Here is a 13538-nt window from a genome sequence, read left to right as displayed (position 1 = left end):
TTAAGCGGCCATGCCTTTGAAGGCAAAGAAGACCAGGGACATGACGCCTGCCATGATGAGCGCAACAGGCACACCGCGGAACACGGCCGGAACCGGCGAGATGTCGAGGCGTTCGCGAATGGACGAAATAATGACCAAGGCAATCAGAAAACCGATGCCAGAAGCCAGTCCGTACATCATGGACTTGAAGAAGGAGTAGCCGTTGCGCTGGACCATAATGGCCACGCCCATCACCGCACAGTTGGTAGTGATCAGGGGCAGAAACAGGCCCAGGGACTTGTAAAGAGGCGGAACCAGCTTCTTCAGAAACATCTCAACAAACTGCACCAGAGATGCGATGACCAAAATAAAGACGATGGTCTGCAGGTATTCGATGCCGTTAGGAATGAGAACGTACTGGTGAAGCGGCCAGGTGATACCGGTTGCCATGAGGGTAACGAAAATAACCGCACCGCCCATGCCAAGGGCTACGTCAGTAGACTTGGAAGTGCCCATAAAGGGGCAGGCACCAAGATATTGAACCAGGACAATATTGTTTATGAATATCGCCGAGATAAAGAGCATGAAGTATTCCACGTTTTACCTCCCTTATTTGCTGCCACAGTTGGCAGCAGCGTTGCATGCGCCGCAGGAGGCACAGGTGGAATTCTGAGACTCAGTCGGGACCTCGCCCTTCTTACGGCTCTGATAGCGGTTGAAAGCGTTCATGCCTGCGAGGATCATACCGAGAGCAACAAATGCGCCGGGTGCCATGACCATGAATTCGGCAGGCTTAAAGCTTTCCCACATGACTGGCACACCGAAAACGGTGCCGGAGCCCAACACTTCACGCAAAGCTCCGAGAAAGGTCAGGGACAAACCAAAACCAAGCCCCATGCCCAGGGCGTCCGCAATAGACGGGATGATGCTGTTACGGGAGGCAAACGCTTCGGCCCGACCTAAGATCAAGCAGTTAACCACAATAAGTGGCACGAAGATGCCAAGCTTCTGGTACAACGGGTACATGTATGCCTGCATGAGTAACTCGACCGAAACAACCAGGGAGGCTGTGACAACGATAAAGCAGGCAATACGGACCTTGGCAGGAATGATCTTGCGCAAAGCCGAGATAATAATGTTGGACAAAGTAAGAACGAAGATAACCGCAGCGCCCATACCTGCACCGTTTTCCGCGGTGGAAGTAACAGCCAAGGTCGGACACAGGCCGAGCAGCACGCGAAACGGCGGCAGCTCTGCCCATAGGCCCTTGAGGAATTCTTTGCTGAGTGAACTCATTTTATATCCTCCTAGGAAGCCTGCCAGAGGGAGGCTATTTGCGGCTTAATGCCCTGATAAATTTCAATGGCCTTGCGAACAGCATCCACCGTCCCAACGGAGGAGAAAGTCGCACCAGCAATGGCGTTGATATCACCGCCTCGAGCGGAAGTGTCCATTGAGGCCAAGTCATGCCCCTTGAACTGCTTAGTGAACGTAGGCTTCATGACCTTGTCGCCAAGCCCAGGAGTCTCAGTCTGAGTAGTGATGCCAATACCCAAAAGCTCATCGTTCTGCAGATCAAAGCCAACCATCACACCAATATCGCCAGAGTAACCGGGAGCGAAAGCCTCGAGAGCAACACCCACGACCTTGCCATCCTTGATAGCTGGGAACACGGTTACGTCGCCAACCTGTTTGCGTTCGGCAATGGGGTCGTTCTCACATCCATCGAGGACAGACAGTAGAGCCGGCCCCTGCACGTAGGTCAGAACTTGCTTTTCAATATCTGCCTTGGTGGCCTTCTTTAGATTCACCAGCACAGCACCAGAGGTGGCACAGATGAGAGAGAGGACCACGATCATGTGGAGTATTTCACGCATGATTTATTTGCCTCCGAAGAATTTGGGACGGATGCGCTCCAACAGGGGACTGAGGAGGTTTGCAACCATGATAGCGAACGGCACACCGTCAGGGTAAATGCCGTACACGCGGATAATGACGACCATGCACCCCGCGATGAGGCCAAAAATGACCTGCGGAATCATACCCACCGGGCTGGACGCGGAGTCTGTAGCCAGGAAGAAAGCGCCGAACATGGTGCTGCCAGCCAAAAGGTGAAACAGCGGGTCGGCGTACATGGTCGGAGCCATAGCCCAAAAGATGCCGGAGGTGGCAATAACTCCCAGCAGGAATGCTGCGGGGATGAATATGCGAATCCAGCGAGTGGCCAGGAGGAAAAGGCCACCCGCCAGAACGCCCAGAACCTGGGAGGTACCCAAACCACCAAGCTGGCGGCCCAGAAACATGTCAACAGCATCGAATTGTTCAAGAGACGAAACGCCGAAGTACATGAGTTGGTCAACGGGACTGTTGATCAGGAAATGGGCGAGGTTGAGGTCAATATTCATGTCTGCGGGCCAAGAGAGGCGACAGAACGCCCAAGCGATGAGGGGCGCACAGACTGGATTGCATCCAAAACCGCCGAACACTGTTCGGCCAAGCACAACGGTGATAGCGGCACCGGCGATGACCAACCACCATGCGGCGGTGGCGGGCAGCAAGAATGCGAACAGTACTCCTGCGTACAGGGCACTGTAATTGTCTACATCCACGTCACGGTTTTGCAAGCGGAGGCAGAAGGCTTCCACGAGCACTGCCACAGAACCGGACAGCCCGATAACGGAAGCGGCTTGGAGGCCGTACATCATGACGGCCATGGCGATGGCGGGAACGAGGGCCAGCAGGTGCGCCTGCATCATGCCCTGAATGGTCCGGCCGCTACGCCAGTGCGGCGGCGGAGAAACCGTCAGCCGCGTTGCGATGTCAGACATCGCTTTAATCAAGGGAGGAGTCATCAGCTCTAATCCTTTGTATTCGAAAGTTATTCTATCAAACCGATCAATTAAGCCTGTTCGCCCTGCCCGCTTGCTTGAAGCTGAGCTTTGGCAAAACGGATGTACTGAAGCAGCGGACGGCGAGAGAAACAGTTAAACGAGCACAAACCGCACTCGAAACAGCTGTTCAAGCCACATTTTTCCGCATGCTCGAACATCTCGTATTCGGCATACCGGCTGATGAGGTGAGGCTGGACACGAGCCGGACACTGAAGGACGCATTCCCCACAGTTAATACAGGCAGCATCCTGTACGGCTGGGAAGGTGGCGGAGGCTATGATGAAAAGACCGTAGTCTTCCTTTTTCACTCCCTCGTCCAAACTGTAGACAGACTCTCCCTGGAAGGGACCGCCAAGAACCACGATGTCTCCAGACTGAACCTTAAGGCCAGTACATTCCATCAGGTGGCGGATAGGAGTCCCCAAAGGCACGCGATAATTGCGGCCATCAATGGTCATGATGGTATCCATGATGGGTTTGCCGGTCATAGCCACACGTCCGAGATCGTGGAGATCCATGACACTCATAACCTTGGTGTCGGCGGGGAATTCCTTACCTGTGACTTCCCGAACAACTAATGCATCCAAAGAAGCAGGATACTTCGGTTTGATGGATACGGTCTCTGCACCGGAAAGACTGGAATTATCGCCTTTGGCAACTGCCAACACGGTACGCCCCGGAGTGATAAGCTTCTTGGCTAGATCAAGACCGGCCTGAATATATTCGCCACAATCCTTGAGGAGCTGCTGGGCAACAGAAACACCTGGCTCAGGATTCAGGCCGTTAATGACCAGAACATCAGCACGTCCAGAAAGCGGAGCCACATCCACCCCTAACCCTTGGAGCGTACGAAGCAACTCTTTGCCTGTGCCCATAGAAAGGACATCCACGGGTTCGACAGTACTTTCTTCACCATCACATTTGATCGTCATGTGGTGGTAATTGACCTTCATGACCTTTCCACTGGCAGATGCGTGAAAAGCGCCACCAAATGCAGAAGGATGCTCAGCAATGGTTTCACCAGTTGCTACTTTCTTGCCCTTCTTTGTCTTGAGGACCAAGTTGCGAACTTGGACATTCAGTTCTGCCGGGGGGATGATATCGGCGATTTCATTGTTCAGATCGGAATCGAGATTGTAGTGTATCTTGAGCATGGCTTACCTCGCGTGGCACTCGTAACAGGTGTCGTCACCGTACGGTCCGCCATTCTCTTCGTGACAATCCATGCACTGAGCATGAAAAGCATCTGCACGGAGTGGGATATTCTCGATATCCGGACGGTCTTCTTCGGCCAATTCGCCTGTAGGAACATCGTCATGACAACGCAAACAGGCTTCTTCGCTTGGGAAGTTATTCTGGTGATTGGCACGAAAGTCTGCGTCGAATTCTTTCGGATGGCAGCTTCCGCAAGAAAGAAAGGTATCAGCTTCGATATCGTCATGATGACAGTCAGTACAGTCAAAACCATAGTCATCAGCGTGGAACTTGTGAGTGAAAATGACCCGGCCACCAGTGTTGTCCATGACGACACGCGCCTGGACTTCCTGTTTTTCAACCGGAATCAGATAGCCGGCTGCCGCAACGGCAAGGAGTACCGTAACGATCACCGAAATAAGAAAGTATCTACTCTGCAACGGAACAAACCTCATTCGTGAAGGGTCAGCTTGAAGGTGAAACATGCTGGCTGCCATCGCGTGCACTCGAAACAACCATATACATATTTACAAATTGATTAATCAATCAGTCTCTGTTGCCCTATGAGCACGGAGTGTGCCGTAGAGTATGTCGCCGAAAGCGAAAATCGTTTGTCACCTCTTAATAGCTATAAATAATTAGCAATATTTTTTAAACTTTTAATAGAATAGAACGAACCAGTGTAGAATTAGTTACAAATGTGAAACATATCTCAAGCTGATTCCTGACCACCAAGATACGAATTTGTCCGAAAAAAAAGACACCAAACAATCGATGCCTTCATATGAGCGCATCAGGCCAAGGATTTCTGGTAGGTGGGAATGAAATGGAAGTTTCCGCTTTTTCGGACCGCTATTGGCCCCATGAAGAAAAGCACAAACTTATCAGATAATTATGACTTGTCTGAATTTGAAGACAAACACTTGTTCGAAATACTTTCACGTAGGTATATCAAAAGAACCACTTATATTGTTTAGATGCAAAATATGGATTGGTACGTTCAATTTGGCACAATAAGATTCACCTCAAGGAACTCATTGGCACTGATTAATGAGATCCCCTTTGACAGTAAGACTAATTATCCCAATAATTGGCCAAGCAAAATCACTACAAACTCTCGGCCATACAGGAGTATGTTGAATATATGAATGAAACAAATGTAAATCACTCTGTGATTGAGCAAATATCCCGTCATATTAACCACCACGGTGGTATCTATGAAAACTGGTATGTAGGCATTGAGGAAGAAGGTTCCGACCGTGATAGCTCTGCCAATCGAAAACTCATGCTCTACAAAATGAAATCAGAGGATGAAGCCAAGCTAACAATGTCTTGGCTTTTAACTCTTGGACTTACTGCAGACGATGAGTATGGAGCAGAACCTAAATTATTATTTATATATACTGAAAAATAACAGTTATAATACTAGCACAAAGGACGCAAAGGCCTTGAGTCTAAGACTCAGGGCCTTTCTCAATTCATTTGATTGTAAAGACTTGATAATCGCAATTCCACACAGAAATGGATCACGACAGCCCCTCTACTCTCAACATATGCCCAACATAAGAATAGCACCACAATCTTTCTAAAATGAAATTTACAATCACGTTAAATTGGTAATATAAAATTACATAGTTGTATTTTTTTCTCTTTCAATATATTCATCAGTTCACCCATTTGAACTACAACCAAGTTATAATGATCAGACAAAGACCTAGTAATTATTACATTTTTTGCACCCTCTGCCATAATTGCAGTTTTCTGATCTTCACTAACTTTTTCGGTTCGTTTTTTGAAATGGGTCCCCTGGAAGCTGAAGCCAATCGCTTCCGATACAAATCAGAGGTTGTGCCAAAACCACAAGGCTCAACCTCAATATGAGAGAGTCGAAGTAGAATCTACTTCGCACAAGGAGAGACTAGATATGTTTGAAGCACCTTACTTACTTTTCCTCGGAGACGCCCCTGATGGACTTGCTGCTAAAATGGCTCAAGGGATCTATGACTGGCGCCCTGAAGCCGCTGTCGGGCAGTTACGAATGGACGGTTGTAACGCAGACATGGGCATTACAGACATGACCATTCAAGAAGCTGTTGACGCTGGCGTCAAAACTCTTGTTGTCGGTGTTGTAAATCGTGGCGGCATTATTTCTGATGCTTGGATTTCTGTTTTGGTAGAAGCCCTTGAAGCAGGTCTCGATGTTGCATCAGGACTTCACAATCTTTTACGAGATGTGCCCGCCTTGGTTGAAGCAGCTGAAAAGAGCGGCCAAACTCTGCACGATGTTCGTATTCCCTCAGTGCAATACCCTATCGCTTCAGGTAAAAAACGAACTGGCAAACGTTGCTTGGCCGTTGGAACCGACTGCTCTGTTGGTAAAATGTACACAACTCTCGCAATTGATCGCGAGATGAAAAAACAAGGGCTCAAGTCAACTTTTAGAGCTACCGGCCAATGCGGCATTCTTATTGAAGGCGATGGCGTCCCTCTTGATGCAGTAATCGCTGACTTCATGGCCGGAGCAGTGGAATATCTGACTCCAGACAACTCCCCAGACCACTGGGATCTCATCGAAGGCCAAGGTAGCTTATATCACGCTTCCTATTCAGGCGTGACTATGGCTTTAATCCATGGAGGCCAGCCTGACGCATTGATCTTATGCCATGAACCTACACGAGAACGCATGCGTGGCCTCCCGGACTACACCCTCCCCTCCTTAGAGCAACTGCGCGACACAGCACTGCCTCTGGCTCAATGGGTCAACCCTGAGTGCAAAGTGGTAGGTGTATCCGTGAATACCCAACATATGTCCGAAGATGAAGCTTTGGCCTATCTTAAAGGGATCGAAGAAAAGATGGGAATCCCAGCGATAGACCCCTTCCGACAAGGAGCAAGTCGCTTGGTTGAGGCCCTTTCATGCTTATAGAAATGAACCGGGACGTGTTCCCGCTAGCGAAAGCTTTCACCATTTCTCGAGGCTCACGTACAGAAGCAGTGGTCCTAAGAGTTGATATACACCGTGACGGCTTCGTGGGCCGAGGAGAATGTGTACCATACAAACGCTATGGTGAGACTGTAGAATCGGTCATGTCTCAAATAGCAGGACTTCCCGCTTGCTTTGACCGAATAGAATTACAATCTCTACTACCTCCCGGAGCAGCCCGCAATGCCGTAGATTGTGCCTTATGGGATTTGGCCGCTAAGACAGCAGGAGCGCGAGTTTGGGAATTAGCAAGAATATCTCCTCCATTGTCCCTGCAAACAGCATTTACGCTCTCATTGGATACCCCTGAAAGAATGTCGCTAGATGCGCAAGCCAATGCTGAACGACCTCTTCTGAAAATTAAGCTAGGCACAGAAGAGGATATCACACGTATCGAAGCTGTGCGCCAAGGAGCCCCCGACGCTCGGATCATCGTTGACGCAAATGAAGGCTGGACACCTGAATCATATTCACACATGGCTCCAGTGCTAGTACGTCTTGGAGTGGACATGGTTGAACAACCATTACCCGCAGATGATGACGACGCCCTTTTGAAGTTGGACCGCATTCTCCCTGTTTGTGCCGACGAATCCTGCCATGATCGTTCTTCTCTCCCGAACCTCAAAGGGAAATACGACATGATCAACATCAAGCTTGATAAGACTGGTGGCCTAACAGAAGCGCTCCTACTTAAAGAAATGGCAATCAAAGAAGGATATCAAGTCATGGTAGGCTGTATGGTCGGCTCATCATTAGCCATGGCCCCTGCGACCTTGGTTGCTCAAGGAGTAGACATTGTGGACTTGGATGGCCCACTGCTCCTAGCCAAAGATAGACCAAATGGCTTGAAATATGAGGAAGGAAACGTCTTCCCCCCGGAAAGCAATTTCTGGGGCTAAACTACAATCAATAAAACAGACTGAAATAACCAAATGAGTAATAATAAACGCACCGTATACGTCAACGGAGACTACGTTCCCGAAGACGAGGCCAAAGTATCCGTATTCGACAGAGGCTTCCTGTTCGCCGATGCTGTCTATGAAGTAACATCTGTCATTGATGGGAAATTCCTTGATTTCGATGCCCATACCGCACGCCTAGAACGCTCACTCAATGAGTTGGACATGCCTATGCCCATGACTCGAGATGAACTGCTCGATGCACATCGCCAACTTATTGAAATGAACAATGTCCAAGAAGGCTGCGTGTACATCCAGGTGACACGTGGAGTTGCTGACCGAGACTTTATCTTCCCGGAAGGGATCGCCCAGACAGTAATCATGTTCACTCAGGCCAAAAAGCTCACAGGAGAAAAGAAAGGTCTCCGCGTAATCTCCACTCCAGATATTAGATGGGGACGACGCGACATTAAAACCGTGCAACTTTTAGCAGCTTCAATTGGAAAAACTGCTGCCAAAAAGCAAGGGAAGGATGACACTTGGCTGGTCAAAGAAGGAACCGTCACTGAAGGCAGCTCCAACAACACCTACATTGTGACCAAGGACGGCAAGATAGTGACTCGACACCTATCTAACACCATTCTTCCCGGCATCACCCGTGCCGCTGTTCTAAAGCTCGCAGCTGAACAGGGATTGGAGATAGAAGAACGTCCTTTCACCATCGAAGAGGCCAAGGATGCGACCGAAGCCTTCATGACTGCTGCGACCTCTTTCGTTACTCCGGTAATTGAAATCGATGGCACCCAAATGTCAGGCGGCATTCCTGGCCCTATCAGCCTCCGCCTGAATGAGATCTACATTGAGGAAGGTAAAAAGACCTCCATCTAGCCTTCTTCCTGATTTAATGCGAATAAAAAAGCCTTTGGATATGTATCCAAAGGCTTTTATATTTGTATGGCGGAGAGGGAGGAATCAGAAAAGTACAACTTTTAACAAACAATTAAGCTGCTTAGAAATTTATACTAATTTGTTATACCATTTTTTATACCACCACTCCTTATCTACCCCATCAAGTTGCTGCCCAAAATTTAGGCACCACCTCCGTTCTTAATCTTTGAATACGAATCATATGGCCCAACATGTCCATGCTCCAAAAAGAAGTTCGCCATATCTCTAGCCCTCCTAGCCCCCTCGTCCCCAGCCTTTAACAAGTTGGCAAACAGTGCTTCCACATGCTCCTGGTGATAATAGTCAATGGTGCGTGACACCAACTTCCCCCAAATCTTATGGGCCTCCAGAGGCTGAGTAGCGCTAATATCAACCAACCACCTCATTAGGTGATAGGAGTTGTGATTCTCACTGGCATAAGGAGCAACGGCTTCCAACAGTCTCAGATTTTCATCATCAAAGCGCTCAATAAAAGTAGACCAACCACATAATGCAGAAGCAATGATTTTGCCGTCCTTTGATTCGATATCAATGGCCTTTAAAATTCTATCCCAAAGCTCGAAGGCTTTTGAACGTATGTCGAACGTAGCTTCATCTTTGATATTCCCAATAAACCATATCATTGTGGTAAGTTCTGTTTCACTTCCTCTTTCAACTAATTGCTTAATCAAAGACTCATTGTATTCCTCTTTTTCAGAGATAAATGCGAAAGATACAAATTGTACAACTTTCTCTTTGACACCTTTCCTCTGTTTATCATCTTCTAAAGTGATCATTTGAATGTCATTTTCTTTCATGAAAAAATACAAATAATCATGAAATGTTGTCAGATAGGAAAACCCCTGCATTGCATAACGCAACTTAACAGTGTCAGCAGTGTCAAAGATATCCCCAAGATGACTAGAGACCCAATCCCGTGACATGTAGCTAAAATTAGCTATATAATTGGCTACTAAAGTTGCAAATTCATATTCCCCATGCTCAGCTCGTTCCAACTCACTCTCAAAAATGGGGGCAAATGTTTTCCAAACATCATCATGCTGCCCATGAAGAGAATCTGCCAATCGGCATTCGCGAAGGCATTGATTGATCAACGCCTCTATGCACTTTCCCCTAGGGCTATTGATAGCTAGATGGACAGCATCGCTATCCTCTTTGAAAGGCTCGCCTTCTTGCTTGGACAACAAAGAAAGCAATATTGATCGAGAGCTTACTATCGTTTCAGCATCAAAAGCATGCTCATCAGCTCGCGTTCCATCTTCGACAAACTCAGCAATTGCACCTACAATCCAATGTCGATTCGCAACAAAACTTGTTCTACTCTGCGAATTTTCCTCAGCCCAAAAGTTCGGATCATCTATCAACTTCTGAACAAATTGGAGTAGAGCAGGAACGATCTTTGCCCAATCCAACTTTGCTTTATCTTTCCAAAGCTCCCGGTAAGCTTTTATAATATTATAAATAAATGCCTGATCGACTTTTAAAAACCCATCCAAGGAAGCTGCAATCTTATCAGGCTCAGCTTTCGTTATTCTTAGAACAGCCTCTGCGAGTCCCTCTATTCCTGGTTCATTGAAAGCACTATTATCTTCATATTTTTCCAAAGCGCCTATCAATTCCTCAATGGGCATTTCTAGCATTTTCTCAACTGGAATTGGCGACTCTTTTTTGAACCGTCCAGTAGATGTGAAGGAGGAAAATTGCGGGTGATCTGGCTCTTCACCAGTAATTTTTACACAATCATCGTAGAGCCCCTTTTCATGCTCTCCATATTTTTTAACTGCAGACAGCCATATTGACCGGCGATAGGCCGAGGCTCCTTCATGAACCTCTTCATCGCGCTCAACATTGACCGCTTGAATAATATCAAGCACAGCCTTCCTGCCATCTTCATCCAGTTCTCCATAATGATTATGCAAAAAGTTCCACATTTCATTTTGAAAATTCGCTGAAAAGTGGTCTGGAGTGACAAACGAAGGCCAATACTCCTTCAAGAATTCAAAATTATTATCAATAACATAGATCGCTAACCGTCTTATAGTTTCAAACTCATCATCAATAAGACTTCGAACGACCTCGCACGACTCCTTCTTGGCGACTTTAACATAGCTATCAAGCACATCACGCAAGGCATTAATTATTACCCCTCGATCACTTCGCCTCGTATTTTGCTGATGATCAGCTATCGAAGGCCGCCAGATAGAAGACCATTTGTCACTACCTGTTTCTTGCAAAACCAAAGAAAGAGTAGACCTAAACACCTCAACGGCGTCAGCACCCAGCTTATGCCCAATCTCATTGGCATTCTTTTTAATGATGTCTTTTGCCCAGTAATCTCCAATTATTAAATTTACATCCTTACTTTCGTACTCCCCTTCTGACCTAACTACGAAAGATACTTTAAAAATTCTTGAGAGCAAAGATAGAGCAAGTCCTTTCGAATGATCAGTGTTGACCTCAAGCAAATTAGGTAACCATTTGCTTCCCAACTCGACACTAACGAGATCAGTTTCATACGGATCATCAAGCCAATAATCTATGATCCACAAGTCATCCCGCTCTATTAATTCGATAGGAATTGACGGCAAAATCTCGGAAAACATCCACCATGTTCGATAATTGGTGAGCCCTTTCTCTTTAGCAAACTCAGTTGCATTTATAATTATAGCAAGAACTTGCTCTGCAATCTCTTTATTTTCGGGGAGAGGAAATTCCGAGCTGATATTACGTAAGTACTCAACAGCAGCCCAAGTAGGGAAATTAATCAGATTCTTCTCTTTATTCTCCTTAGGGTGAGGATTTTGCTCAGGTGAAAAATATCCAGCAGCCAGCAAAGCATTGAACCAATGCACTCCACTAGCTTTTCTAAAAAAATAAGGCCGAAGAGATTCTTTCTTTTCAATGCGAGCCAGTAACTCGATTTCATTGGTTTTTAAATCACGCATCGCTTAACACCTCATCCATAAATTCCAAATCTTCAACCAAACCAGGATCAACAAACTGAATGGCATTTGCCCAACTTTCTGCAATCACCCCGAGCTGCTCATATCCGTTTTGATCCTTCACAAAACCAACAAGATGAACCCCAAACTGGCTTCGATAGTATTGGTATAAATTGGAATACAAGTGGGCTTCTGTACTAAAGAATCCTTGGATTAGAAAACGCCTTCCCTCTGCTCCTGTTCTTGCTCCGCCACGCCTCAATATGTGTTCCAAAATCTCAGCTTCTTCTAATCCATATCCAACAAAAAGAACTGTCTTTCTCTGGAAAAGCCGTCCCAAAAACTCTTGCACAAAGGGATTGTCATAATGCTCTAAGTAATCCCTTGTGGTGATAACCATTGACTTAGGGTCAGCAATGGAACCGTGCAAATGGACCACTGTACCCGGATCGTTCTGATGAAATGAATGAAAATCCTCAGTATGATAAACTCGCTTGTTTCTCGCGGGCGTTTTACTATCATCCCCATCGTAGATAATTGGTGACAGCAACTCATCATAATTCGTCGTCACGCAAGGACAACCGAACCGGTTAACATGCTCGTACACCTCTGACTCCCCTGATCGAGCTTGGAGGTGCTTATTGTAATCAATACTATGTCCATTGGTTTCGGCAATCAGCGATGCTATGGTGAGTTTCTTTTTCGAGTCACTCAGCCCCTCAAGCTGACTCAATTCGGAATAGTTTATAAGTTTCGCATCCCGTAATTCATTAAGAACTTTCGAAGCCAACCCCGGCCACGAAGGGAGACCTGCCAACCGAGACAAGCCTGCACCGACAAAAAGGACTAATTGCCCTTCTTGGGCAGCATTGATGATAGCCTGAGGCACATCGGGAGTATCAATTAGGGGCGGTATTATGCTCATATTTTTTCAACGGTTATCAATGTTGTATAACTCTAAAATGCACAGATAAGAGTGCCAGAGATGAGGGCATTGAGTCCATAGCTTTCAACATGGATTTTTTCAGTATTTATAAATCACTGCTTCTCCCCGCCAGTTACAGGCTTAAAGAGTTCGGTAAAGAATTCCTTAATCGAGTCAACAACGTCTTCGGTGTCAAAAGACAAGTCTATAGCCATCAGCAACACGATGTGAGAAAAAACGCATGTGATATGAGACGGGACCTTCTCACCAGTTGTTTTTGCTTTTTCCGCCTCCGCTTCCAAGTACTCCTCAGTAAAACCTTTCGAAGCGCAAAAGGCTTTAGCTCTTTTAAATCGCGAGAGCTTTAAAATCATGGATTCAATTTCGTCATCGACAATGAAATGTGAAAACGTATGAGCAACTTTATTTCGAATCTCCTTAATGAGCATTAAGTCTGCATACGTATCTTGGTCGATAACATCCAAAATATGAGAGGAGGTTATTGCGCCATGAAAACTTTGGGCAGAACGCATAAAATCGGTCTTGGCTTTCGCGGCATTCGATTTTCTTTCAACCACCCGGCCAAGCAATGTCTTGAGAAGGTCTTCGAGTAATGCAGCGGCAACAATAAAGGCCCCTCTATCTGACTCTTGCATAAGCACATAACCAGCCATGTCATCCAACGTTGCATCGCTATATTTCTTCTTTTTTACAGCCATGCCGAACTCTCCTTCTCTATATTGTTATCCCTCACTCAATAGACAACCTCATACAAAA

General features: G+C 46.6%; 13 protein-coding genes. 4 read left to right on the top strand and 9 right to left on the bottom strand.

Annotated elements, in window-relative coordinates; all coding sequences use genetic code 11:
- From HFN16_RS14165 to HFN16_RS14140, 6 genes are read right to left on the bottom strand one after another with little or no spacing between them, the layout of a single operon-like run.
- On the bottom strand, nucleotides 1-576 hold the full coding sequence (locus tag HFN16_RS14165; protein WP_168891380.1) for an RnfABCDGE type electron transport complex subunit A: 576 nt from the start codon (nucleotides 574-576) through the stop codon (nucleotides 1-3).
- A gap of 12 nt (nucleotides 577-588) precedes the next feature.
- Nucleotides 589-1275: an electron transport complex subunit E gene (locus HFN16_RS14160; RefSeq protein WP_168891379.1), complete on the bottom strand. Its 687-nt coding sequence runs from the start codon at nucleotides 1273-1275 to the stop codon at nucleotides 589-591.
- An 11-nt stretch (nucleotides 1276-1286) separates the two neighbouring features.
- Entirely contained in the window at nucleotides 1287-1856 is a 570-nt protein-coding gene (rnfG, locus tag HFN16_RS14155) for an RnfABCDGE type electron transport complex subunit G (RefSeq protein ID WP_168891378.1), read from the bottom strand.
- Between the two features lie 3 nt (nucleotides 1857-1859).
- Nucleotides 1860-2831 carry an RnfABCDGE type electron transport complex subunit D gene (locus HFN16_RS14150; RefSeq protein ID WP_168891377.1) on the bottom strand — a complete coding sequence of 324 codons (972 nt, stop codon included), beginning with the start codon at nucleotides 2829-2831 and terminating at the stop codon, nucleotides 1860-1862.
- A 47-nt stretch (nucleotides 2832-2878) separates the two neighbouring features.
- A complete protein-coding gene (locus HFN16_RS14145; protein ID WP_168891376.1) occupies nucleotides 2879-4024 on the bottom strand; it encodes an electron transporter RnfC in 1146 nt (381 codons plus the stop codon).
- A gap of 3 nt (nucleotides 4025-4027) precedes the next feature.
- Nucleotides 4028-4504: a cytochrome c3 family protein gene (locus tag HFN16_RS14140; protein ID WP_168891375.1), complete on the bottom strand. Its 477-nt coding sequence runs from the start codon at nucleotides 4502-4504 to the stop codon at nucleotides 4028-4030.
- A 704-nt stretch (nucleotides 4505-5208) separates the two neighbouring features.
- Here HFN16_RS14140 and HFN16_RS14135 point away from each other — a divergent pair.
- The 4 genes from HFN16_RS14135 (at nucleotide 5209) to HFN16_RS14120 (ending at nucleotide 8834) form a co-directional block, all read left to right on the top strand.
- On the top strand, nucleotides 5209-5478 hold the full coding sequence (locus HFN16_RS14135) for a hypothetical protein (protein WP_168891374.1): 270 nt from the start codon (nucleotides 5209-5211) through the stop codon (nucleotides 5476-5478).
- Between the two features lie 510 nt (nucleotides 5479-5988).
- A complete protein-coding gene (gene dgcN, locus HFN16_RS14130; protein ID WP_168891373.1) occupies nucleotides 5989-6990 on the top strand; it encodes an N-acetyltransferase DgcN in 1002 nt (333 codons plus the stop codon).
- Nucleotides 6981-7946, top strand: a complete 966-nt coding sequence (gene dgcA / locus HFN16_RS14125) for an N-acetyl-D-Glu racemase DgcA (protein ID WP_168891372.1) — start codon at nucleotides 6981-6983, stop codon at nucleotides 7944-7946. Before dgcN ends, dgcA begins: the two co-directional genes overlap by 10 nt.
- A 33-nt stretch (nucleotides 7947-7979) precedes the next feature.
- Nucleotides 7980-8834, top strand: a complete 855-nt coding sequence (locus HFN16_RS14120; protein WP_168891371.1) for a D-amino-acid transaminase — start codon at nucleotides 7980-7982, stop codon at nucleotides 8832-8834.
- Nucleotides 8835-9034: 200 nt separating this feature from the next.
- Here the strand turns inward: HFN16_RS14120 and HFN16_RS14115 are convergent, their stop codons facing one another.
- The 3 genes from HFN16_RS14115 to HFN16_RS14105 form a co-directional block, all read right to left on the bottom strand.
- Nucleotides 9035-11839 carry a hypothetical protein gene (locus tag HFN16_RS14115; protein WP_168891370.1) on the bottom strand — a complete coding sequence of 935 codons (2805 nt, stop codon included), beginning with the start codon at nucleotides 11837-11839 and terminating at the stop codon, nucleotides 9035-9037.
- A complete protein-coding gene (locus tag HFN16_RS14110) occupies nucleotides 11832-12761 on the bottom strand; it encodes an SIR2 family protein (protein WP_168891369.1) in 930 nt (309 codons plus the stop codon). Before HFN16_RS14110 ends, HFN16_RS14115 begins: the two co-directional genes overlap by 8 nt.
- 113 nt (nucleotides 12762-12874) lie before the next feature.
- The gene (locus HFN16_RS14105) at nucleotides 12875-13480 is read right to left on the bottom strand and encodes a hypothetical protein (protein WP_168891368.1); all 606 of its coding nucleotides are present in this window, start codon (nucleotides 13478-13480) and stop codon (nucleotides 12875-12877) included.
- Nucleotides 13481-13538 lie beyond the last annotated feature (58 nt).

The sequence above is a fragment of the Pseudodesulfovibrio sp. zrk46 genome (assembly GCF_012516435.1).
Classification (GTDB): Bacteria; Desulfobacterota; Desulfovibrionia; order Desulfovibrionales; family Desulfovibrionaceae; genus Pseudodesulfovibrio.
The sequence above is the reverse complement of the archived record's forward strand: the minus strand, read 5'-3'. Positions and strand labels throughout refer to the sequence as shown.

Bases quoted from the DNA above. Each gene is read 5' to 3' on its own strand.
- HFN16_RS14135 (WP_168891374.1), top strand. From the start codon at position 5,209: ATGAATGAAACAAATGTAAATCACTCTGTGATTGAGCAAATATCCCGT.
- HFN16_RS14110 (WP_168891369.1), bottom strand. From the start codon at position 12,761: ATGAGCATAATACCGCCCCTAATTGATACTCCCGATGTGCCTCAGGCT.
- dgcA (WP_168891372.1), top strand. From the start codon at position 6,981: ATGCTTATAGAAATGAACCGGGACGTGTTCCCGCTAGCGAAAGCTTTC.
- HFN16_RS14105 (WP_168891368.1), bottom strand. From the start codon at position 13,480: ATGGCTGTAAAAAAGAAGAAATATAGCGATGCAACGTTGGATGACATG.
- rnfG (WP_168891378.1), bottom strand. From the start codon at position 1,856: ATGCGTGAAATACTCCACATGATCGTGGTCCTCTCTCTCATCTGTGCC.
- HFN16_RS14115 (WP_168891370.1), bottom strand. From the start codon at position 11,839: ATGCGTGATTTAAAAACCAATGAAATCGAGTTACTGGCTCGCATTGAA.
- HFN16_RS14120 (WP_168891371.1), top strand. From the start codon at position 7,980: ATGAGTAATAATAAACGCACCGTATACGTCAACGGAGACTACGTTCCC.
- dgcN (WP_168891373.1), top strand. From the start codon at position 5,989: ATGTTTGAAGCACCTTACTTACTTTTCCTCGGAGACGCCCCTGATGGA.
- HFN16_RS14150 (WP_168891377.1), bottom strand. From the start codon at position 2,831: ATGACTCCTCCCTTGATTAAAGCGATGTCTGACATCGCAACGCGGCTG.
- HFN16_RS14145 (WP_168891376.1), bottom strand. From the start codon at position 4,024: ATGCTCAAGATACACTACAATCTCGATTCCGATCTGAACAATGAAATC.
- HFN16_RS14160 (WP_168891379.1), bottom strand. From the start codon at position 1,275: ATGAGTTCACTCAGCAAAGAATTCCTCAAGGGCCTATGGGCAGAGCTG.